At 71.5% G+C, this 21,166-nt stretch carries 19 protein-coding genes; 2 read left to right on the top strand and 17 right to left on the bottom strand.

Translation table 11 applies throughout. From position 1 onward, the window contains the following. Positions 1–582: 582 nt before the first annotated feature. From ABIA35_RS36190 to ABIA35_RS36175, 4 genes are all read right to left on the bottom strand, one after another. Entirely contained in the window at positions 583–3,123 is a 2,541-nt protein-coding gene (locus ABIA35_RS36190; RefSeq protein WP_370360944.1) for a bifunctional lysylphosphatidylglycerol flippase/synthetase MprF, read from the bottom strand. After that, positions 3,120–4,430 (bottom strand): alpha/beta hydrolase, encoded by a 1,311-nt coding sequence (locus ABIA35_RS36185; protein WP_370346291.1) that lies wholly within the window; start codon positions 4,428–4,430, stop codon positions 3,120–3,122. The genes ABIA35_RS36190 and ABIA35_RS36185 overlap by 4 nt, the downstream gene beginning before the upstream one ends. 174 nt (positions 4,431–4,604) lie before the next feature. Then, positions 4,605–5,549, bottom strand: a complete 945-nt coding sequence (locus ABIA35_RS36180) for a hypothetical protein (protein ID WP_370360943.1) — start codon at positions 5,547–5,549, stop codon at positions 4,605–4,607. A 2-nt stretch (positions 5,550–5,551) separates the two neighbouring features. Then, entirely contained in the window at positions 5,552–6,094 is a 543-nt protein-coding gene (locus ABIA35_RS36175) for a GNAT family N-acetyltransferase (RefSeq protein ID WP_370360942.1), read from the bottom strand. A gap of 43 nt (positions 6,095–6,137) precedes the next feature. On the opposite strand from ABIA35_RS36175, the gene ABIA35_RS36170 reads away from it, so the two are divergent. Beyond that, on the top strand, positions 6,138–6,980 hold the full coding sequence (locus tag ABIA35_RS36170; protein ID WP_370360941.1) for an oxygenase MpaB family protein: 843 nt from the start codon (positions 6,138–6,140) through the stop codon (positions 6,978–6,980). 105 nt (positions 6,981–7,085) lie between these two features. On the opposite strand, the gene hypE is transcribed toward ABIA35_RS36170, so the two are convergent. From hypE to ABIA35_RS36110, 12 genes are all read right to left on the bottom strand, one after another. After that, positions 7,086–8,168 (bottom strand): hydrogenase expression/formation protein HypE, encoded by a 1,083-nt coding sequence (hypE, locus tag ABIA35_RS36165; protein ID WP_370360940.1) that lies wholly within the window; start codon positions 8,166–8,168, stop codon positions 7,086–7,088. A gap of 53 nt (positions 8,169–8,221) precedes the next feature. Further along, the gene (gene hypD, locus ABIA35_RS36160) at positions 8,222–9,346 is read right to left on the bottom strand and encodes a hydrogenase formation protein HypD (RefSeq protein WP_370346281.1); all 1,125 of its coding nucleotides are present in this window, start codon (positions 9,344–9,346) and stop codon (positions 8,222–8,224) included. 23 nt (positions 9,347–9,369) lie between these two features. Then, positions 9,370–9,756 carry a HypC/HybG/HupF family hydrogenase formation chaperone gene (locus ABIA35_RS36155; protein ID WP_370360939.1) on the bottom strand — a complete coding sequence of 129 codons (387 nt, stop codon included), beginning with the start codon at positions 9,754–9,756 and terminating at the stop codon, positions 9,370–9,372. After that, on the bottom strand, positions 9,753–10,028 hold the full coding sequence (locus ABIA35_RS36150) for a HypC/HybG/HupF family hydrogenase formation chaperone (RefSeq protein ID WP_370360938.1): 276 nt from the start codon (positions 10,026–10,028) through the stop codon (positions 9,753–9,755). Before ABIA35_RS36150 ends, ABIA35_RS36155 begins: the two co-directional genes overlap by 4 nt. 3 nt (positions 10,029–10,031) lie before the next feature. Next, entirely contained in the window at positions 10,032–10,433 is a 402-nt protein-coding gene (locus ABIA35_RS36145; RefSeq protein ID WP_370346275.1) for a hydrogenase maturation nickel metallochaperone HypA, read from the bottom strand. A 125-nt stretch (positions 10,434–10,558) separates the two neighbouring features. Continuing rightward, a complete protein-coding gene (locus tag ABIA35_RS36140) occupies positions 10,559–11,062 on the bottom strand; it encodes a hydrogenase maturation protease (RefSeq protein WP_370360937.1) in 504 nt (167 codons plus the stop codon). Next, on the bottom strand, positions 11,059–12,579 hold the full coding sequence (locus ABIA35_RS36135; protein ID WP_370360936.1) for a hypothetical protein: 1,521 nt from the start codon (positions 12,577–12,579) through the stop codon (positions 11,059–11,061). Before ABIA35_RS36135 ends, ABIA35_RS36140 begins: the two co-directional genes overlap by 4 nt. After that, complete coding sequence (locus ABIA35_RS36130) at positions 12,576–13,220, bottom strand: DUF6084 family protein (protein WP_370360935.1); 645 nt, start codon at positions 13,218–13,220, stop codon at positions 12,576–12,578. Before ABIA35_RS36130 ends, ABIA35_RS36135 begins: the two co-directional genes overlap by 4 nt. After that, entirely contained in the window at positions 13,217–13,852 is a 636-nt protein-coding gene (locus ABIA35_RS36125; RefSeq protein ID WP_370360934.1) for a DUF5947 family protein, read from the bottom strand. Before ABIA35_RS36125 ends, ABIA35_RS36130 begins: the two co-directional genes overlap by 4 nt. Further along, positions 13,849–14,433 carry a NifU family protein gene (locus tag ABIA35_RS36120; RefSeq protein WP_370360933.1) on the bottom strand — a complete coding sequence of 195 codons (585 nt, stop codon included), beginning with the start codon at positions 14,431–14,433 and terminating at the stop codon, positions 13,849–13,851. The genes ABIA35_RS36125 and ABIA35_RS36120 overlap by 4 nt, the downstream gene beginning before the upstream one ends. Then, positions 14,433–16,217: a nickel-dependent hydrogenase large subunit gene (locus tag ABIA35_RS36115; RefSeq protein WP_370360932.1), complete on the bottom strand. Its 1,785-nt coding sequence runs from the start codon at positions 16,215–16,217 to the stop codon at positions 14,433–14,435. Before ABIA35_RS36115 ends, ABIA35_RS36120 begins: the two co-directional genes overlap by 1 nt. A 74-nt stretch (positions 16,218–16,291) precedes the next feature. After that, positions 16,292–17,347, bottom strand: a complete 1,056-nt coding sequence (locus ABIA35_RS36110; RefSeq protein WP_370346261.1) for a hydrogenase expression protein HypE — start codon at positions 17,345–17,347, stop codon at positions 16,292–16,294. 147 nt (positions 17,348–17,494) lie between these two features. On the opposite strand from ABIA35_RS36110, the gene hypF reads away from it, so the two are divergent. Next, positions 17,495–19,825 carry a carbamoyltransferase HypF gene (hypF, locus tag ABIA35_RS36105; protein ID WP_370360931.1) on the top strand — a complete coding sequence of 777 codons (2,331 nt, stop codon included), beginning with the start codon at positions 17,495–17,497 and terminating at the stop codon, positions 19,823–19,825. Here the strand turns inward: hypF and ABIA35_RS36100 are convergent. Continuing rightward, entirely contained in the window at positions 19,776–21,158 is a 1,383-nt protein-coding gene (locus tag ABIA35_RS36100; protein WP_370360930.1) for an SIS domain-containing protein, read from the bottom strand. The two genes, hypF and ABIA35_RS36100, sit on opposite strands and share 50 nt — an antisense overlap. Between the last annotated feature and the right edge of the window lie 8 nt (positions 21,159–21,166).

The following is a 21,166-nucleotide window of genomic DNA, read 5'->3' as shown; positions in this document are numbered from 1 at the left end:
GATGGTTGTGCAAGCACCGCCGAAGCGACGGGGAATCCGGGACAACCCCGGCCTGTGGTGTGGACTCGGTCCACTCGGTGAGGCACAGCGGCGGCCGAGCGGTGTGGGCGTGTGGTGCGGGAACTCTTCCCACAGGCGGGTTTGTCCCGGATTCCCCGTCGCTTCGGCGGGCGTAGCCAAGCAGGCCGGGCCGGTGGTGTCAAGTCGCTGATACTGGACCACCAGCTGGGCGATCCGACTTGATACCACCGGACCGGTCTGCTTCCGTTAGGCGACGATGCGACGGGGAATCCGGGACAAAGGCGACCACAAGCAGCGTCCGCCGCCTAGCAGCGCGACCCCCACTCCCCGGAGCGAGGCCGCTCGCCGCGCAGGCGCCGCCGGAGGCGCTCTTGACTGTCGCTCTTGACCTTGACTGTCGCAGTAGAGCCGCCCACCTACCCACACCACCACCGCCCCGCGAAACCAGCACCACCCCCCCGACCCGCGCCACCAACGGATCCCGCAAACCCTGCGCGAAGCCGTCAAGAAACGCCTGTGCCTGTCAACCCACGAACAAACCGCAACCAGCCACACCCACCCTCACCCCAGCAGCCGCCGGCTCAGCCGCAGCATCTGCCCCGGCGTCGTGCGCGGCAGGTACGCGCGCCCGATCGCGTTCGTGATCGCGGGCAGCGCGACCGGATCGGGGTAGGCGATGTACAGCGGCCGGTACTGCGGTTGGAACTTCGCCTTGAACGCCAGCAGCGAGCGGAACCCGTACACCGGCTCCAGTACCCGCCCGACCCCGTCCAGCAGGCGTTGCAGGCCGTCGGGCTGCGGGCCGCCTCCGGTGCGGGCCAGCGGGGCGCCGGACAGGCTCATGAACTCCGCGCCCTCCTGTTTGAACTGCGTGGCCGCGGTGGCTATCAGGAACTCCATCACGCCCCGGAAGCCCTCCGAGCTGCGCCGCATGAAGTCCAGGGTCCAGCCGACCGGTTCGCCGTCGCGGTAGCACGGCAGCCAGCTCGTGACGCCGTGCAGCCGGCCGGCGCCGTCGACGGCGACCAGGCAGCGCACCTGCGGATCGTCGAGCTCGTCCAGGCCGCCGAGGGTGAACCCCATCTCCGGCAGCCCCTTGCCGGCGACCCACTCGTGCGACAGGTCGCGCACCTGCTTGCGCAGGGCCTGCGGGGCGTCCGGGAAGGAGACCCAGGACGCTGCGATCCCCTCTTTGCCCGCCTTGTTCAGGGCGGTCCGGACGTCCTGCCACTTCTTGCCCGTGAAGGCCAGGTCGGGCAGAGCAAGCACAGTGTCCTCAGCCACCTGGATACCGCTCCATCCCAGCCGGGTGGCGGCGTCCAGCGTCTCGGCCGTGACGCTGTAGAAGCACGGCGTCCACCCCTGCTGATCGCAGTACTCCGCGAACTCCCCCAGCACGTCGTCGCGGACCTGCGGGTCGCCGAAGGGCCCGCCGGTGGTGAGCGCGACCTTGCCGATCACGCGGTAGGCGACGGCGGCCCGGGCATCGCGCGTGATCCAGTACTCATGGCCGGGCCAGGTCGTCATGTAGGAGAGCGTTGATCCGCCGTACGTCGTCAACAAAGCACGCGCTTCGGCTTCCGAGGCCGTCTTGTACCGCATCGGCGACCGCCAGAAGGCCAGGAGCAGCCCGCTGAGCGTCACGGCCCAGAACACCGGACCGGCCCAGACATACAACATCCTCGCGGCGCCGCCTTGAGGAAGGAAATGAGCCGAGGGCGCGTCGAGGATGCCGAGGTAGACCGGCGGGATCAGCCGTTCGATGAAGTCGGCGGCCAGCCCGCCGATGCCGGGGACCGGCGTGAACTCCTCGCGCACCGCGTAGCCGAACTGCACGTAAGCCGCCCCGAGGGCGACGAAGGCCGCCGCGACAGCCGCCGAGACCTTCAGCACCGTCCTGCGCGAGACCCGCAGCTGGAAGTGCCGCCGCTTGGCCAGCAGCAGCATGATGACCAGCACCGGTATGGCCACCAGGGGTATCGAGTACTGGATGACGAACCTGTGGGCGTCGGCGTAGTCCGGGTCCGAGGGGTCCAGGGACGACAGCACCTGCACCGCATACCGCCACGTGACCAGCGCGGCTCCGGCCTCGATCAGAACCGCGGACAGCAACGCCAGGCGACGGCCGCGACGCAGCCCTTCGGCGACGATCAGCAGCAGCACCGCCGGCACGAACAGCATCAACACCGCGGGACTGCTCGCGAGCAGGTACTCCGAGCGCACCTGAAGGCAGTCCCCCGACATGTCGGCCACGCCGTTGCAGGTGCTGCGCAGGTCCTCGACCCCGGGCCCGCTTCCCACGAACAGGTCCGAATACAGCGACAGCGGACCATACGGCGCCCTGGTCAGATAGGCGATCAGCGGTCCGAGAGCCGAGGTGCCGACGGCGATCGCGACCAGGACGCGGCTCTCGGCGTGGGACACGACGCGCTCCCGGCGCGGACGCTTGCGGCCCCACAGCAGCACGCCCGTGGCGAAGCCGACGGTCGCTCCGCAGAAGCGCATGACGTCCTGCGCGGTGCCGTCGTACAGCATGAACAGCACGACCCCGAAGCCGAACACGAGCCGCAGCCTGCGGCGCCACAGCGGCGAAAGCCGCGCGCTGAGCGCCAGTCCCACGCCGACGACACCCACGCTGGCGCCGGTCGCCGCATCGCCGCGATCCGACCCCAGCCACACGTCGCCGGTGCGGGCTCCGAGCTCGATCACGGCGGTGCCGAGCAGCGCGCCGCCTGCCTGGCAGAGCACGAACAGGCCGAGGGTCGCCGGGGCGCCCAGACGGCGCTCGGCCGGAGCCAGGACCGCGATCGCCAGCAAAAGCGTGGCGATCAGGGCGGTGGGGCCGACGCTCCACAGGCCGTAGGTCAGGGGCGTCCACCACTTGCCGGCGCCCAGGATCGCCGCGCCGGTGCCGACCCGGCCGTCCAGGGCGTCGTCGGCGTCGCCGCCGGCGCTGCCCGCGACGAGCGCGACGACGACGAGCAGCGCGACGAGCGCCGTGGTGAGCGGGGCGCGGCCGGCGATCCGGCCGACGCGCTGCGGCACGGCGCCGAGGAAGCCGGGGCGATCGGGGCGGTCGGTCGGGGCGTATTCGGCGCTCATTGGCGGGCCAGGCCGTTGCGCTCGGCGATCCAAGGCAGCTGCTCGGTGAAACCGGCGCGCCACACCTGCCAGCTGTGGCCGCCGGGGACCTCGCTCATCCGGACGTCGAGGCCGGCGTGGCGGCAGGCCCAGTAGACGATGGTGAGCTGCGGCGTGAACTCCTTGTCGGTGGTGCCGCCGACGAGGCGGCCGGCGAGTCCGGGGAAGTGCTGCTTGGCGAGGATGGAGACGGGGTTGGCGCGGGCGAAGGCGCCCTCGTCGCCGTTGAAGGCCTTCTTCACGGTGTCCTTGTGGGTACCCAGGGTCGGTTCGCGCTGCCCGGACAGGTCCAGGAAGGTGCGGTAGAGCTGCGGGGCGCGCAGCGCCAGCTGGACGGCACAGGTGCCGCCGAAGGAGAAGCCGCCGACGGTCCAGCCGCGCTCGGGCGGGGCGACCTGGAGGTTGGCGGTGACCCAGGCTTCGAGGTCGGTGGTCAGGTAGGTCTCGGCGTTGCCGAGCTTGGAGTCCATGCAGAGCGTGTTGCCGATGGTGGAGCCGGTCGCGTCCGGCATGACGGTGACCGGCGCCAGGCCGTGGTGTGCGGCGGCGTAGGCGTCGAGGATCTTGTGCACCCGGCCGGCGTCGATCCAGTCCCGGGGTGACCCCGGCTGCCCGGCGAGCAGGACGAGCACGGGCAGCTGCGGCCGCGGCGTCGCCTGGTAGGCGGGCGGGAGGTAGATCCAGGCCTTGCGGGCGTTGAAGTGCGAGGCCTTGCCCGGGATGGTGACCTCGGACACGGTACCGGTGGCCGGCAGGCGCGCCGGCGGCGTCCAGACGTCGGCGAGCATGCGGCCGGGCGGGGCGGCGACGACCTCGGCGGCCGGCCGGGCGGCCCGCCCGAACTCGGTCCCGGTGTCGAGCCACGGCCCGAGCAGCGCACGCGTGGTCATGTAGTTCTGGAAGTAGCGGTTGACCTGGTTCAGCCCGGTCAGGCCGATGACCACGGCACAGGCGAGCGCCAGGCCCCGGCGGCGCCAGGACAGGGACAGCGCGCGCAGGGCCGCGACGGCGAGGCCGAGGATCGCCACTCCCAGCCACAGAAGGACCTCGGTGGGCAGCCCTTCGGGGAACGGCCGCCACCACCGGTCGACGACGACGCCGAGCACGGCGGTGAGCACCGCGCCGACGGCGAAGGCGGCCGGGGCACGCCAGACCCACCAGGCGCGGGTGCGGTCGGCGAGGAGGAACGCGAAGGCGGCGACGGTGGCCAGCAGGAGGAGGACGGGGATGGGGCCGCTGAGGAGGGACCAGTCGAGAGGGTTCTTCACGGGGCGGCCTGGCCGGCGGTGCGGGGCTGCGACAGCCCCGACGACCCCGACAACCTCGACGGCCTCGACGCCTCTGCGACGAAGCCGGCGGTCGGGCCCTTTAATATCCGACTTGTCGGCTTCGTGCTGTCGGCGTCGTTGGTAGGCATGTAAAGGAGATGCCTAAGCCCTGGTTCAGGTTGCTTCGCCGGCGGAAGGAACCTCGGCGACCTCCTCCCACCTGAAGTCCGCGCGCCACGCGACCTCGCCGCGTGCCCAAGCGTTCATGGCCTCGACCACCGCATCCAGCGACGCCGTGGTGGTCTGCTGGGGCGTCCCGGATTTCTGCTCACGGAACTCGATCGTGTAGTCGCCCTCGGCGCGCATCCGGACCAGGGCGAAGCAGTCCTGGTGCTCTCGGCAGTCCAGGGCGCGGAACCGGCCCGGTTGCAGGGCCGCGATCGAGCGTTGCAGTTTCACCGGGTCGTCCCAGCCGTGGAACAGGTGGGGGTACCACCGTTCGACCTGCTCGCTGAGGCCGAGCGTGTCCAGGAGCCGGTCGAGGAGGTCCTCGGCGAAGTGCTCGGGTTCCTCGGCCAGAAGCGCGGCCAGGGCCGCGCGGTCGGGCGCGCCGTCTGTGGCAGCCGACCAGCCGGCGATGGCCTCGACGGCCGCGGGGCCGCTGAGCAGCTCGTCGGAGATCATCCACAGCGGCGGCAGCGGCGCCGGGTACAGGTCCCGGTGCTTCGGCGTCGGGTAGCGCGAAGGTACCGAGGCCGCGTGCAGCCGTAGGGCCCACGGGGTGGAGTGGGGACCGGGTTCCAGACCTCGGATCGCGCACATCTCGCCCGCGAAGAAGGACACGAGCATGACCGGGGCCCGAGACCCGGCCACGAGCTGCGTCAGCCAGTACTCGTCGGCGGCGAGGCCTCCGCGCTGCAGCGTGTGCCAGCCGCCGGGCCGGGTGCCGCGGTCCGCGTAGGCGCCGTCGTAGAGGATGTGTCCGAGGTCTGCGAAGAACCGCAGCTCGGACACCGAGCCCGGATGGTGCACCACGATGTACTCGCTGATGTAGTCGCCGTTGTGCTCGCCGTTGTACTCGCCGCTGTACTCGCCGTTGCGCTCGCTGTTGTGTGCCATGGCTAGGCTGTCGTGCCGCCGGCCTTGATCCGGTACACGACGCCGGCGCGCAGCGGGCCCTCCGGGACGGTCGGGTCCTCGAAGTCGTCGGCCGGGTCGTAGGTCATACCCAGGCGCTTCATCACCGCCTGGGAGCGGATGTTGGTGGCCGTCGTCAGGGCCAGGACCTCGGGCAGGGCGAGGGTGTCGAAGGCGAAGGCGAGGATCGCGCGCGCCGCCTCGGTGGCGTAGCCGCGGCCCCACGCCTCGCGGGCCAGGCGCCAGCCGATCTCCACGCCGGTGAAGGGCATCTCCTCGTCGACCTCGTCCAGGCCCGCGAAGCCGATGAAGGCGCCGGTCTCGCGGACCTCGACGGCCAGCCAGCCGTAGCCGCGCGCGTCGTACTCCTCCAGGAAGCGGGCCACCGAGCCGTCGCTCTGCTCGCGGGTCATCACCTCGCCGAGGTGCTCGCGGACTTCGGGGTCGGCGTTCATCGCGGCCCAGGGCTCGAGGTCGGAGTCCTTCCAGCGGCGCAGGATCAGTCGGTCGGTCTGGAGTTCGGTCATGGCGCACAGCCTAGGATGCCGCGGGCCGCTACGATCCGAGCCCATGCGCAACCGCGAGCTGGCCCGGCTGAAGCACATCCGCACCCTGGATCCGGTCGCAGACCACGAAGAGATCTACCGCACGGTCGCGCAGTACGAATTCGGCTGGGAGACCATGCTCGGCCTGAACCTGGCGTTCTACTCGACGTTCGGCATCCCGGCGATCGCCGAGCTCCTGCACTCGACCGGCGAGATGACCGAGCGCACCCGCAAGCGCGCCGACGACACCGGCCTGCTCATGTACGAACTGATCACCAACGGCCTGGAAGCCGAGCGCGGACGGGCGGCGGTCAAGCGCCTGAACCAGATCCACCGCCGCTTCACCATCGCCGACGACGACTACCGCTACGTCCTGGCGACCTTCGTGGTGGTCCCGACCCGCTGGATCGCCCGCACCGGCTGGCGCCCGCTGTGCTGCCACGAACGCACCGCGACAGTGGAGTTCTACCGGCGGCTGGGCGAGCTGATGCACGTCACCGACATCCCGAGTGACTACGCAGCATTCGAGAAGGTCCTCGACACCTACGAGGCCGAGCACTTCGCCCACACCGCCGCCGCCGAGGCACTGATGACCGCGACCCGCGGCCTGTTCGCCGGGCGCCTGCCCGACCGTCTCAAAGGCCTGGCCGGCCCGGTCGCCGACACCCTGCTGCCGCCGACGCTGCGCACGGCCGTCGGGGCGCCGACGCCGGCACTTCCGGTGCGGATGCTGGTCGGGGGGCTGCTGCGGGCGCGGGCGACGGCGGAGGCGTGGAAGGCGCCGCGGACGGAGCCTTATTTGAAGCTGGGGACGGCGCCGAGTTATCCGGACGGGTATCGGGTGGAGGAGTTGGGGCCTGTGGTTTAGGGACTGGCACGCTAGGTTGCGGCCGGGCTGTGGGATTTAGAAGCTCACAGCCCACCCCCACAGCACACAGCCACAACCAGCAGCAGCCCGCAGCCCGACCACCCCTCAGCAAATCCGCGGCAGCGGATCCCCCACCAGCACATCAATGATCCGATGCCCCCCGAACCCCGTCCGCCCGAGCACCCGTCCCGGCGGTTCGTCGCGCACCTCGCCGATCAGGGCGGCGTCGGCGCCGCCTTCGGTGCGGCGCATCGCTTCCAGGGCCGCGTCGGCGGCTTCGGGGGCTACGAAGGCGACGAGTTTGCCTTCGTTGGCCACGTAGAGGGGGTCGATGCCGAGGATCTCGCAGGCTCCTGTCACCTCCGGGCGGATCGGGACGCGGTCCTCGGCGATCAGGACGCCGACCTCGGCGGCCGACGCGATCTCGTTGAGAACCGTCGCCACGCCGCCGCGGGTCGCGTCGCGCAGGCAGTGCGCGGCGGTGCCGCAGGCGTCGAGGAGCGCCGCGGCCACCGGCCACAGGCTGCGGGTGTCGCTGCGGACCTGCGCCTGGAGGTCCAGGCCGCCGCGGGCGAGCATGATGGCCATGCCGTGGTCGCCGATGGTGCCGGAGACCAGGACCTTGTCGCCGGGGCGGACGCGTTCGGGGGCCAGGGTCGCGTCGGGGCGTTGGATGCCGACGCCGGCGGTGGTCAGGTACATGCCGTCGCACTTGCCGCGTTCGACGACCTTCGTGTCGCCGGTCGCGATCGGGACGCCCGCGGCTGCTGCCGCCGCGGCGATGGCGCGGACCTGCTCCTCCAGGACGGACGCGGCCAGGCCCTCCTCCAGGATCATCGCCAGGGACAGGGCCAGGGGGCGGGCGCCGCTGACCGCGAGGTCGTTGACGGTGCCGTTGACGGCCAGTTCGCCGATGGTGCCGCCGGGGAAGCTCAGCGGGCGGACCACGAAGGAGTCCGTGGTGAAGGCCAGCGCGGTGCCGTCCGCCTTCAGCTCGGCCGCGTCGCCCAGGGCCGCCGGGGCGTGCTCCCCCAGCAGCGGCACCACCAGGCCCTCGACCAGGGCGCGGCTCGCCTTGCCGCCTGCGCCGTGGGCCATGGTGATGCGCTCGTCGCGGAAGCGCTGCGGGCGGCGGCGCATCTCCTCGATGCGGGCGCCGACCTCTTCCTCGGTGAGGACCTTCGGCATTCGGTTCTCCTTCTCAGGGCACGTCAGAACACGTCAGAGCAGTTCAGCGCGCATCAGAGCACTTGCAGGTCGAGGCGCTGCCGCGAGTACTGCCCGAAGTTGTAGTAGGCGGCGCAGGCCCCCTCGGAGGAGACCATGCAGGTGCCGATCGGCGTCTCGGGGGTGCAGGCGGTGCCGAACACCTTGCACTCCCACGGTTTCAGCACGCCCTTGAGCACCTCGCCGCACTGGCACGCCTTCGGGTCGGCGACGCGGACGCCGGGCAGGGCGTACCGCTGCTCGGCGTCGAAGCGCGCGTAGGCCTCGGTGAACCGCAGCGCCGACTGCGGGATGGAGCCCAGGCCGCGCCACTCGAAGAACGGCCGCAGCTCGAAGACCTTGCTCAGCGACTTCAGCGCCAGCTCGTTGCCATCCCAGCGCACGACGCGGCCGTACTGGTTCTCCACCTCGCTGCGGCCCTCGGCGAGCTGCTTCATGATCATGTGGACGGACTGCAGCACGTCCAGCGGCTCGAACCCCGCGCAGACCACCGGCTTGCCGTGCTCGCGCGCGATGAACTCGTACGGCCGGCACCCGATGACCGTGGAGACGTGGCCGGGCCCGATGAAGGCGTCCAGGCGCAGGTCCGGCGAGTCCAGGATGGCCTTGATCGCCGGGATGATCGTGACGTGGCTGCACATCACCGAGAAGTTCTCGATGCCCTCCTGCTCCGCGCGCAGGACGGTCAGCGCGGTCGAGGGCGCGGTGGTCTCGAAGCCGATGGCGTAGAAGACGACCTGCCGGTCCGGGTTCTCCCGGGCGATGCGCAGCGCGTCCAGCGGCGAGTACACCATGCGGATGTCGGTGCCGCGCGCGTTGGCCTCCAGGAACGAGCCGCGCCCGCCGGGCACCCGCATCATGTCCCCGAAGCACGTCAGGATCACGCCGGGCTGCTCGGCCAGGGCGATGCCGTCGTCGACGCGGCCCATCGGGATCACGCACACCGGGCAGCCCGGGCCGTGGACGAGCTCGATGTTCTCCGGCAGCAGGTCGTGCACGCCGTAGCGGTAGATCGCGTGCGTGTGGCCGCCGCAGACCTCCATGAACTTGTAGTGCCGCCCGGGCTCGGCCAGCGCGGCGATCTGCGCCGACAGCACGCGGGCCAGGTCCGGGTCGCGGTATTCGTCGACAAAGCGCATCGCAGGCTCCTGTTTTCTCGTTCCTAGGTTTCCGGCTCGGGCGGCGGCATCTCGGGCGGCAGGGTCTCCGGCGACGGCAACTCGGGCGGCAGCATCGCGGGCCGCAACATCTCGGGCCGCAGCACCTCGATCGCGACACCGGCGTGCACCAGCAGCCGGTCCCCCACCCCGACCGGCCCGACCAGCTCCACGGCGACCGTCTCGGTGCGCCCGGCCTCGTCGCGGCAGCGCGCGTCGGCGCCGGCGACCTCGACCACGGTCAGCGGGATCGCGACGTCGCCGCACGTCAGGCACTCGCCGTCGCCGCCGGCCTCGCCGGAGCAGGCGCCGAACCCGGGCTGCGCGGCGCCGGCAGCCGCACCGGCGGCACCGGCGGCAGCACCGGCGGCAGCGTCGGCCGCGGCGCTCACACCGGATCCGATTCGGCGACGGCCTGCAGCTCCTCGTCGAAGGCCTGGCCCATCATCTCCAGCACCGCCAGCGCCTCGGCGGCCTCCTTCTCGTCGACCTTGGACATCGCGAAGCCGACGTGGATCAGGACCCAGTCCCCCGGCGCCAGCGTGCCGGGCTCCAGCAGGCCGATGTTGATCTTGCGCTTCACGCCGACCACGTCGATCACGGCCAGCTGGTCATCGGTGTCGGGGAGCAGCTCCGCGACCTGTCCGGGGATCGCCAGGCACACGGCTCAGTGGTCCTCTCGCACGGCGACCGGGACGGGTCCGGCGTGCTCGCGCGCGGCGGCGCCGTCCTGCGCCTCGGTGTACTCCACCCACTGCAGGACCAGCTCGTCGCCGCCCTGGGTGGCCACCTGCGTGCTGTGGCAGTCCGGGCACGCGGGCGAGGCCTCCGTGCTCTCGAACGCCGCCGGGCACGCGGTGCAGCTGGCGCGCACCGGCGCGATCGCCACCTCGGTGCGCGCGCCGGAGGCGACGCCGCCGTCGGCGACCAGCTGGAACGACTGCTCGAACGCGGCCGGCGAGATCCGGTGCAGGGCCCCGACCAGGACGCCGATCCGGGCCACGGGACGCCCGGCCGCGCGCCGCTCCACGGCCTCCAGGACCCCGGCGCAGTATCCGATCTCGTGCATCGCCTCACATGCTCCTGATCTTGATGTAGCGCGCCAGGTCGGGCAGCGAACGGACGGCCAGGATCGAGGCCGCCACGCCGAGCGCGGTCAGGGCGGTCGCGCTGAGTACACCGAATACCTTCATGTCACACACCTTTCGCGATGCTGGTGAGGTCTACCGGGTCGCCGGGGATTAGCACCCGGATGGCCGAAAGCGCGGTGTCCATCGCCGCGGCCACCGCCGGGGACAGGCCGATGCCCATCCCGACGTCCGCCGGCTCGCAGCCGACGACGAACGTCCGCGGCGGCAGCCGGCCGCCGAGGGAGCCCAGCGAGCCCAGGACCGCGACCGGGCTCATGCCGTGCGCGTCGAACTCGCCGGAGCCGAGGTCCTCCTCGCCGACCTGCAGGACGGTCACGTCCCCGGGCGCGGCGCCGTGCGGCAGCGCGTCGACCAGCAGCAGGACGTCGTACCCGTCGAGCAGGTCGAACGCCAGGTGCATGCCGCGGATGCCGTAGTCGGTCACGGTCACGTTCTCCGGCAGCGGCTCGGCGGCCAGACGCCGGGCCACCTCGGAGCCGAAGCCGTCGTCGCCGAGGAAGACGTTGCCGATGCCGGCGACCAGGACGCGCGGGGTCTCCGGGCTCATCGCAGGGGCTCCGATCCGGGCTCCAGCACGGGCTCCCGTACGGGCTCCCGTACGGGCTCCAGTTCCTCGGGGGCGAAGTAGTGGTAGCGGCCGTACCAGGCGTGCAGGTCGTTGGCCGGGTCGTCGTCGAGGGTGACGGCCACGTGGACGCCGTCGTCGACGTCGTGCAGGACGGCGGCCACGGTCGCGCTCTGGCCGGCCAGGAACATGTCCTGGGCGTCGGCGCGGCGCAGCGGGTGCAGCCGCACCTTGCTGCCGTTGCCGATCGCGACGCCCGCGACCACGACGGTGTCGGTCTCCGGGGCCACGGAGGCGTCGGCCGCGGGGTCCCACCAGGGGGTGTCGGGCTGGTCGAAAGCGCCGCCGGCCGAATCGCGCCCAGCCGAATCACGCACAGTACCGTGCAGCCTGGCGAGCACCTCGTCGGTCATGGTGTCGCAGCGGTCGACGATCTCGGCGGCGCGCGGATCGGTGCCGCGGGCCTGGGCCTTCTCGTCGTCGGTCAGGGTGCGCACGCGCAGCGCGAGCATCTCGTCGATCTCGGTGGCGTCGAAGAAGTCGCCGGCGCTCTCCGGGGCGACCGCGGGACGGTCGGACAGGATGATCGGCGAGACCAGGACGAGGTCGTCCGGGCCGCCTTCCTCGCCGAGCAGGACCGGCCAGCAGCGGTGCTGGTCGCCGGCTGCGGCGGCGGCCGCAGCCCAGGACGGCGGATCGGTGAGCGAAAGGAATCGTCCGCCGACGGCGCGCGCCACGACGTGGGTTCCCGCGAAGGAGACGCGGGCGGCCAGATCGCGGGCGGCACTGCGCGGGGCAGCGGTGCGTGGGGCACCATAACGTCGGGCGTCGGGGCGCGCGTCGTCAGATGCGGCGGACCGGTCCCAGCGCCCGAGGTTGGTGACCTCGACGTCGACGGCGAACAGGGGCCGAGGGGCGTCCAGCCGCCGCCAGGACACCCGGACTTGGCCTCGCAGACGCTCGCGGATGCGGACCAGGCGTCCGGCCAGGCGGCCGTCGTCGTGCAGGGGCTCGGTCTCCTGGCTGCCGGCGATCTCGATCGGGATGACGGTGTCGGAGGTGATGCCGGACAGCGGGACTTCGCAGACCACTGCTTCGTGCCAGGGGATCCAGTGCGTACCGGCCGTGGTCAGCGATTCGACCGGCTCGAAGGCCGCGCCGGATCTCCGTTCGACGGATCGGAACTGCGGGTGCAGGAAGCGCAGGGTCAGGTCCACGCCGATTTCAGTGTCGGCGGCGGCATCGGCATAGGCATCGGTGTCGGCACCGGGCTCGAACAGCAGCGTCGTGCGCATCCCGGCTTCCTCGCCGACCCCGGCCTGCGCCGCGCCGGCCGGCCCGAGCATCCCGAACTGCCAGCGCAGCTGGTTCTTCGCGGAGGTCGCACGGTACGGATACAGGATGTAGCCCTCGAACAGGATCGCGTCGGCCACGCGGCGTGCGGCCGCCAGCCGCGCCTCCTCGCGCGGTTCGGCGACGTCGACATCGGCGTACGTCATCGCGAAGTCTCCAACTCGTCGGCCGGCAGCAGCGCGTCGAAGACCTGGCCCCAGTCGGTCAGCGCGCGCTCGGACCGGTAGCGGCCCAGGCGGCGCAGCGTCTCGCGGTCGACGCGGATCCAGCCGGTGTTCGGGAAGTGGGCGTCCATCAGCTCGCGCCAGACGCGGATCGGCATGCGGTGCGAGGCCTCCAGGTGCCAGGGGATCTGCTCCACGCCGAAGCCGTTCAGGCCCCGGGTGAACACCGTGCCGCTGAACAGCAGGGTCAGCGGGACGTCGTCGCCGGCCAGGGCCTGCAGGTACTTGGCGGCGGCGACCTCGAAATCGTAGGTGCACGGCAGCGGCAGGTCGACGTCCACCGAGCCGGTGAAGCCCTGCACCATCGTCGAGGCCTGCGTCCAGACCACCGGCCGCAGCGTCTCGCCCCAGCGCGCCGGCGCGCCGAACAGGTCGGCGAGGTCGGTCTTCTCCTCGCCGGTGTAGGCGCGGCGGCGCGGCTCGATCTGGACCTGGCAGCGCAGCGCGATCGCGTGGACGCGCTCGCCGGTGACCTCGGTGATCCGCAGGCGGGCGGCCAGGTTCGGCGCGGCCGCGTACGGCTCCGGGCTGATGTCCAGCACGGTGAAGGCAAGCTCGCTCACGCCGGTCGCACCGCCTTGCGCTCGATGTCGGCGAAGAACTCCGCGACGCGGGCGTGGGCCTCGGAGCCGCCGTCGAAACCGCGCCACAGCACGCGCAGGTGGCCGACCAGGGCGTAGCAGGCATCGATGGGGACGACGAAGCGGTCGAACCCGTCCTCGCGCGCCCGGACCAGGACGGCCTCGACGTCGGGGACGGCTTCGGCGAACGCCTCGGAGGCGTCGGTGGGCAGATCGGCCTCGGTGGCGCCGGCCGGGCCCGGATAGCAGACGACGGTGCGCTCCTGCCGGGAGTTGCGGAAGATGAAGGCCAGCCCGACCGGGACCTCGAGGCTGTCCCACTGCTGCCGGGGCAGCGGCGGCAGGGCGAGGTGGCGGTCGGGGACGGTGCGATAGGACAGTTCGGCGCCCTGGTACTCGAACAGCAGCGAGCAGGGGCGGCAGGCGCACAGCAGCGCGCGGCTGTCGAGGTTGACGACGTGGCGGTGCTCGGCCGAGACCGGGACCGCGCACAGCTCGCAGCGCTCGATGACGGTCGGGACCTCGGGGTGTGCCTTGGGCCTGGTCGCGCGGATGCGGCGGAGGGCGGCCAGCGCGTCGGTGCTCTCAACCGGCGCGGGTGTCGGATGGTTCATGCTCGCACCGGGTTCACGTGCAGGCCGGTCATCAGCGAGTCCAGCGAGATGAACGTCCCGGCGGCGGCGCGCGCCGTCTCGACCTTCACCACCGCGTCCGGCGCGGCATCCTCGACCGCTGCCCGGATGCTGCCGACCAGCGCTTCGGATGTCGAGGCGCAGCCGCCGGCCCCCGTGACGCGCAGGAGCACCGTGCCCTCCTCGGTCGTGTCGGCCTCGACCTCGACTTCGTGGCGTTCCAGCTGGGGCCGGAGCTCGTCGAGGGCGCGGGCCACCCGCTGTTCGACGCTGTCCGGGTGCAGTCCGTGCACCAACAGCAGGCTGCCGACGAGCGAGTCGGCGGCCAGGCGGGACAGCAGGGCGTCGTCCAGGGCGCCGGCCTCGTCGGCGATCGCCAGGAGGCGTTCCAGGCCGGCGCCGTAGAGGTCGGTGACCAGGCGCAGCAGGTCGCGCGCCTCGTCGCGGGCGACCGGCCGAGCGGGATCCCCCTGTTCGAGGACCCGCTCGATCCGCTCGCCGACCTCGACGAGCCGGTCCGCATCTGTATCCGCAGATGCGGTGGCGGCGGCGTTCATCTCCATCACTCGGGCGTCGCCATCGTCGGCGTGTGCAGCTTCTGCAGGGTCTTGCCGCCGCCGAGGTACATGTGCACCCCGCAAGGCAGGCAGGGGTCGAAGCTGCGCACCGTGCGCATCACGTCGATGCCCTTGAACGCGTCGCCCTTGTTCTCCTCGAACAGCGGCTGGTCCTGGACCGCGTCCTCGTACGGCCCCGGCGTCCCGTAGGAGTCGCGCGGGCTGGCGTTCCACGGCGTCGGCGGGTACGGGTGGTAGTTCGCGATCTTGCCGTCGCGGATCACCATGTGGTGCGAGAGCACGCCGCGCACGGCCTCGGTGAAGCCGCAGCTGATGGCCTCGTTCGGGACCTCGAACTTCTCCCAGGTCTGGGTCCGGCCGGCGCGGATCTCGGCGAGCGCCTTCTCGGCGAAGTGCAGTGCGCAGGCCGCGGCGTAGGCCTGGAAGTAGGTCCGGGCGCGGTTGCGCTCCAGGGTGTTGCTCCACTTCGGGATCTTCCACTCGAAGGTCACCGCTGGCTTGAGCGCCGTCTTGGGCAGCTCGATCTGCACGCTGTGCCCGGTGGCCTTGACGTACCCGGTGTCGACGAGCCCGGACAGCGCGGTGGACCACAGCCGGGCCAGCGGGCCGCCGCCGGTGTCCAGGGCCAGGTAGTCCTTGCCGTCGTACCAGCGCGGGGACATCACCCAGCTGTACTTGTCCTCCAGGTCCCGCTTGCCCGGGCGCGGGTTGGTGTGCTGGTTCCAGGGGTGCCGGCGGTCCACCGGGTTGCCCAGGGGGTCGTGGCTGACGAAGGTCTCCTGGTCGTTCCAGTCCTCGTAGTAGGAGCTGCCGAGCAGGATGCGGATGCCGAGGTTGATGTCCACCAGGTCGTTGGTGACGAGCTTGCCGTCGACCACGACACCGGGGGTGACGAACATCTTGCGGCCCCAGTCGGTCATGTCCGCGTAGGAGAAGTTGCAGTACTCGGGGTCCTGGAAGGAGCCCCAGCAACCCAGCAGGGTGCGGCGCAGGCCGACGTTCTCATAGCCCGGCAGCGCCTCGTAGAAGAAGTCGAACAGGTCGTCGTGCATCGGCACGACCTTCTTCATGAACTCCACGTAGCGCATCAGCCGGGACAGGTAGTCCGTCATCAGCTGGACGGTCGCCACGGTGCCGACGCCGCCGGCATACAGCGTGGAGGGGTGCACGTGGCGCCCTTCCATCAGGCAGAACATCTCCCGCGTGGAGCGGCTGACCTGCAGCGCCTCGCGGTAGAACTCGCCGCTGAAGGGGTTCAGGGCCCGCATGATGTCGGCGATGGTCTTGTAGCCGTGGGCCTCGGCGCCGGGGGCCGGGGTGTTCTCGGCCTTGGCCAGCACCGAGGGGTTGGTCTCCTTGACCATCCGCTCGCAGTAGTCCACGCCGACCAGGTTCTCCTGGAAGATGTTGTGGTCGAACATGTACTCCGCGGCCTCGCCGAGGTTCACGATCCACTCGCCGAGGTGCGGCGGCTTCACGCCGTAGGCCATGTTCTGCGCGTAGCAGGAGCAGGTGGCGTGGTTGTCGCCGCAGATGCCGCAGATGCGGCTGGTGATGAAGTGCGCGTCGCGCGGGTCCTTGCCCTTCATGAACAGGCTGTAGCCGCGGAAGATCGAGGACGTGCTGTGGCACTCGGCCACGGTCGCGTTCTTGAAGTCGATCTTCGTGTAGATGCCGAGGCTGCCCACGATCCGGGTGATCGGGTCCCAGGCCATCTCCACGAGGCCGTCGCCGGAGGCTTTGCTGCCCTTGCTGGTCGTGGCGGTCATCAGGCGTGTCCCATCGGAGTGGTGGCGGTGCAATGGGTCGGGGGTCGGGGGTCGGGGGATGCGCGGGCCGACGGTCACCAGGTGCGCTTGGCGCCGGTGGTCAGCTTGGGTCCGGGACGGCGCCACTTCGGTTCGGCGTCGACGGTCTTGGTGGTGATCGAGCGCAGATTGCGGATCACCTTGCCGTAGGCCTTGGAGGCGGTGGTGGACACGACCGCTCCGGGCGGGGCGTCCATGAACGGCATGAACTTGTCCGGGAAGCCGGGCATGGTGCAGCCGATGCAGATGCCGCCGACGTTCGGGCAGCCGCCGATGCCGCCCATCCAGCCGCGCTTGGGCACGTTGCACTTCACCACCGGGCCCCAGCAGCCGAGCTTGACCAGGCACGTCGGCTCGCCGTAGGAGTCGGCGAACTCGCCCTGCTCGTAGTAGCCGCCGCGGTCGCAGCCCTCGTGCACGGTCGCGCCGAACAGCCAGGCCGGCCGCAGCGCGTCGTCCAGCGGGATCATCGGGGCCTGGCCGCTGGCCTGGTAGAGCAGGTAGGTGATGGTCTCGGACAGGTTGTCCGGCTGGATCGGGCAGCCCGGCACGCACACGATCGGGATGCCGGCCTTGGAGGTCCAGTCCCAGCCCAGGAAGTCCGGGACGCCCATGGCGCCGGTGGGGTTGCCGGACATGGCGTGGATGCCGCCGTAGGTGGCGCAGGTGCCGACCGCGAGCACCACGGTCGCCTTCGGCGCCAGCCGGGTCACCCACTCCGAGGTGGTGATCGGCTGCCCGGTCTTGGGGTCGGTGCCGAACGCGGCCCAGTAGCCCTCGTCCTTGATCGACTCGTTGGGGATCGAGCCCTCCACGACGAGCACGAACGGCTCCAGCTCGCCCCGGTCGGCCTTGCGGAACCACTCCAGGAAGTCGTCCGCGCCGCCGGCGGGTCCGCACTCGAAATCGATCAGCGGCCAGTGCACGGCCACCTTCGGCAGGCCCGGCAGGGCGCCGAGCGCGATCTCCTCGATGCTGGGCTGGCTCGCGGCCGTCAGCGCGACGGAGTCTCCGTCGCAACTGAGCCCGGCGTTGAGCCACAGGACATGGATCACGGTCTCCTCAGCGGGGGCCGCTTGGGCTGCCGGCATGATCGCCTCCCGTTCGTCGGAACGGCCCGCGCGCTCGCTCTTGCGAGCGGCACAGGCCGATGCGCGGTCCAACTTACGCAGCTATCACCGGATTCGCCGGTATTTGTAGTCCATGAGGATTGCGACAGGCGGGACCCGGGAGGGCAAATGACGCGCATTCGGGTTCGTGTCCAGGGAGTCGTGCAGGGCGTGGGCTATCGGCCGTTCGTGTACGGCCTGGCGTGTCGCCTGCGGCTCGGCGGGTTCGTCGGCAACGACGGCCTCGGGGTCCTGATCGAGGCCGAGGGCGAGCCCACGGCGCTGGACCGTTTGGTGGACGCGCTGACCGGCCAGGCACCGCCGCTGGCCCGGGTCGAGCAGGTCGAGGTCGAGCCGATCTCCGCGCTCGGCCAGAGGGATTTCTCGATCTCGGCCAGCGGCACCGGCGGACCGCGCACCGTCCTGGTCGCGCCGGACACCGGCACCTGCGCGGACTGCCTGGCGGAGATGGCCGACCCCGCCGACCGGCGCCACGCTTACGCGTTCACCAACTGCACCAACTGCGGGCCGCGCTTCACCATCGTGCGCGAACTCCCCTACGACCGGCCGGGAACGACCATGGCGGCGTTCGCCTTGTGCGGGCGCTGCGACCGCGAGTACGCCGATCCGGCGGATCGGCGCTTCCACGCGCAGCCGGTGTGCTGCCCGGACTGCGGGCCGCGCTTGGAGCTGCGGGCCGCCGACGGCTCGGCGATCCCGGGCGATGGCGACCCCATTGCGCGCGCCGCCGGCCTGCTCGCCGACGGCGCCATCGTGGCGATCAAGGGCCTGGGCGGCTATCACCTCGCCGTCGCGGCGACGAACGAGGACGCTGTCAGGACCCTGCGACAGCGCAAGCACCGCGAGGAACGGCCGCTGGCGCTCATGGTCGCCGATCTCGACGCCGCCCGGCGGTTGTGCGAGGTGGACGCCGTGGAAGAGGGGCTGCTGCTCGACCCCGCGCGGCCGATCGTGGTGCTGGAGCGGCGTCCGGACGCCGAGGACGCGGCGGGCGCGGCGGGCGCGGTCGCGCCGTCGGTGTCTCCGCGCCAGCGGAGCCTGGGCATCATGCTGCCCTATACGCCGCTGCACCATCTGCTGGTCTCGGCGCATCCCGCGCCGCTGGTGATGACCAGCGGCAACCTGTCGGACGAGCCGATCGCGCACCGCGACGACGACGCGTTCAAACGCCTGTCCGGGGTCGCGGACGCGTTCCTGACCCACGACCGGGCGATCCACACCCGGGTCGACGACTCGGTGCTGCGGGCCGGCCGTGGCGGGCCGCTGCCGATCCGGCGCTCGCGCGGGTTCGCCCCGGCGCCGCTGACACTGCCGTGGGAGTTCCCGCGCCACGTCCTGGCCTGCGGACCCGAACTGAAGAACACGTTCTGCCTGGCGCGCGACCGGCATGCCTTCGTCTCCCACCACATCGGCGATCTGGAGAACCACGAGACGCTGCAGTCCTTCACCGAGGGCATCGAGCACTTCAGCCGCCTGTTCTCCGTCACGCCGCAGGTGGTCGTCCACGATCTGCATCCGGAGTACCTGTCGACCAAATACGCGCTCGACTATCCCGACGTCGAACTGGTCGCGGTCCAGCACCACCACGCGCACATCGCCTCCTGCCTGGCCGACAACGACGCCGGCGCCGACGAGACCGTGATCGGGGTCGCGTTCGACGGCCTCGGCATGGGAGAGGACGGCACGCTGTGGGGCGGCGAATTCCTCGTCGCCGACCTGGCCGGTTTCACCCGCGCCGGACACCTGGCCACGGTTCCGATGCCAGGAGGCGCACGCGCGGTCCGCGAACCCTGGCGGATGGGTGCGGCGTATCTGGACGCCGCCTACGGCACCGACTGGCCCGACATCGCGCCGGTGCGGGATCTGATGGCGCGGCACGGCGAGCGGCTGGAGCAGGTCGCGGCGGCGGCGCGCGCCGGTCTGAACGCACCGCGCACCTCCAGCGCCGGACGGCTGTTCGACGCGGCGGCGGCGTTGGCGGGCGTTCGCGACACGGTCTCCTACGAGGGGCAGGCGGCGATCGAGTTCGAGCAGCTGGCCGACCGTTCCGAGCGGGGGTGCTACGTCGCGCGGGTAGAGGCCGGGGCAACCGGGACTCCGCTGGTGGTCCACGGCGCGGATCTGGTGGACGCGGTCGCGGCGGACGTGCACGCCGGGATCGCGATCCCGGTGGTCTCGGCACGGTTCCACAACGGGCTGGCCGCGACCGTGACCGAGGTCTGCGAACTCCTCCGGCGCGAGACCGCCTTGGACACCGCCTTGGACACAGTGGCGCTGTCCGGCGGCGTCTTCCAGAACGCGATACTGGTCGAGCGGTGCGTCGCCGGGCTGGAGGCGGCGGGTTTCCGGGTGCTCACCCACCGCCGGGTCCCGCCGAACGACGGCGGGATCAGTCTCGGCCAGGCCGCGGTGTGCGGGGCGCGGGACCGGCGCTCGTGAGGCGCAGTTCGCGCTGAACTTGTTCCCACAGCACGTGATACAGCGTCGTTTGCACCTCCTGGATGCGGTGCACGGAGGAGGACGGGACGGCGAACAGGTGGTCCACCAGGCCCGGCTCGGCCATCTTGCCGCCGCCGTAGCCGGCGAAGCCGACGGTGGTCATCCCGGCCTTGCGGGCGGCGGCCAGCGCGGCCAGGACGTTGGCCGAGCCGCCGCTGGTGGACACCGCGACCGCCAGGTCCCCGGGGCGTCCGACGGCTTGCAGCTGCCGGGCGAAGACGACGTCGAAGCTGACGTCGTTGGACAGGGCGGTGACCACGGCGGTGTCGTTGGTCAGGCACAGGGCGGGCAAGGCTGTGACCTCAGCACCCGGGCCCGGGTCGAGGAAGGTGTGGACGATGTCCTGCGCGTCGGAGCTGCTGCCGCCGTTGCCGAACGCCAGCAGCGTCGCGCCCTTGCCGAAGCCCTCGGCCAGGGCGTAGGCGCACGCGGCGAGCGAGGCGGCTTCAGCCTGTCCGACAGACCGGCGCAGGGCCACGATCTCGGCGATCTTCGCCCGGGCCGAGGCCGCCACTTCGACGGTCAACGCTTCCAGCGATGATGTGCCCGAATACAGGAACGGGTAGAGCGTGCCGATGCCGTCCGCGGCTTCAGGGCTGGTTTCCGAAGTAGCGGCCGAGTCCAGGGCATGCGGCTGCTCCAGGTAGACATGCGTCAGCTCCCACAGCAGGTGGTAGAGCGTGACGTGCCCTTCCTTGACCACACGGTGATCGTCGGAACGGACCACGAAGCGGTGGTCGGCGAGCCCGTCCTCGGCGATGCGGCCGCCGTCGCCGCCGATGAGCGCGACGGTGGTCAGGCCGGAGGCGCGGGCGGCGGCCAGGCCTTGCACGACGGCGGGGCTGTCGCCGTCCCCGCAGACGCCGAGGGCGATGTCCCCGGCGCGTCCCAGCACCCTGAGCTGATGGGCGAACACCGCGTCCGGGCCGAGCGTCTGGGCCAGCCCGCTCATCGTCGCCGAGTCGGCGGCCAGCGAGAACGCCGGCAGCGCCCGCTTGCCCACGATCACCGGGTGCATGAACTCGACCGAGACGTGCTGCGCGTCGGTGGCGGCGGTGCCGGTGCCGAACACCAACAGCCGCCCGCCGGCGCGGAAGGCGCGCGCCACGGCGAGGCAGGCCTCGGCGAGGGCGTCGGCGTCCTCGGTCAGGCGCTCGATCGGGGCCACGCGGCGGTGGAGGGCTTCGAAAACGGCGGGGGCTTCGAAAACGGTAGGGGCTTCGAGTACGGCAGTTGCTTCGAGCACGGCGGGGTCCGGTGATTCGCTCGTCATGGATCAAA

It is taken from the genome of Catenulispora sp. MAP12-49 (assembly GCF_041262705.1).
GTDB lineage: Bacteria > Actinomycetota > Actinomycetes > Streptomycetales > Catenulisporaceae > Catenulispora.
Note: the sequence above shows the minus strand (reverse complement) of the source record. Positions and strands in the feature narration are given on the sequence as shown.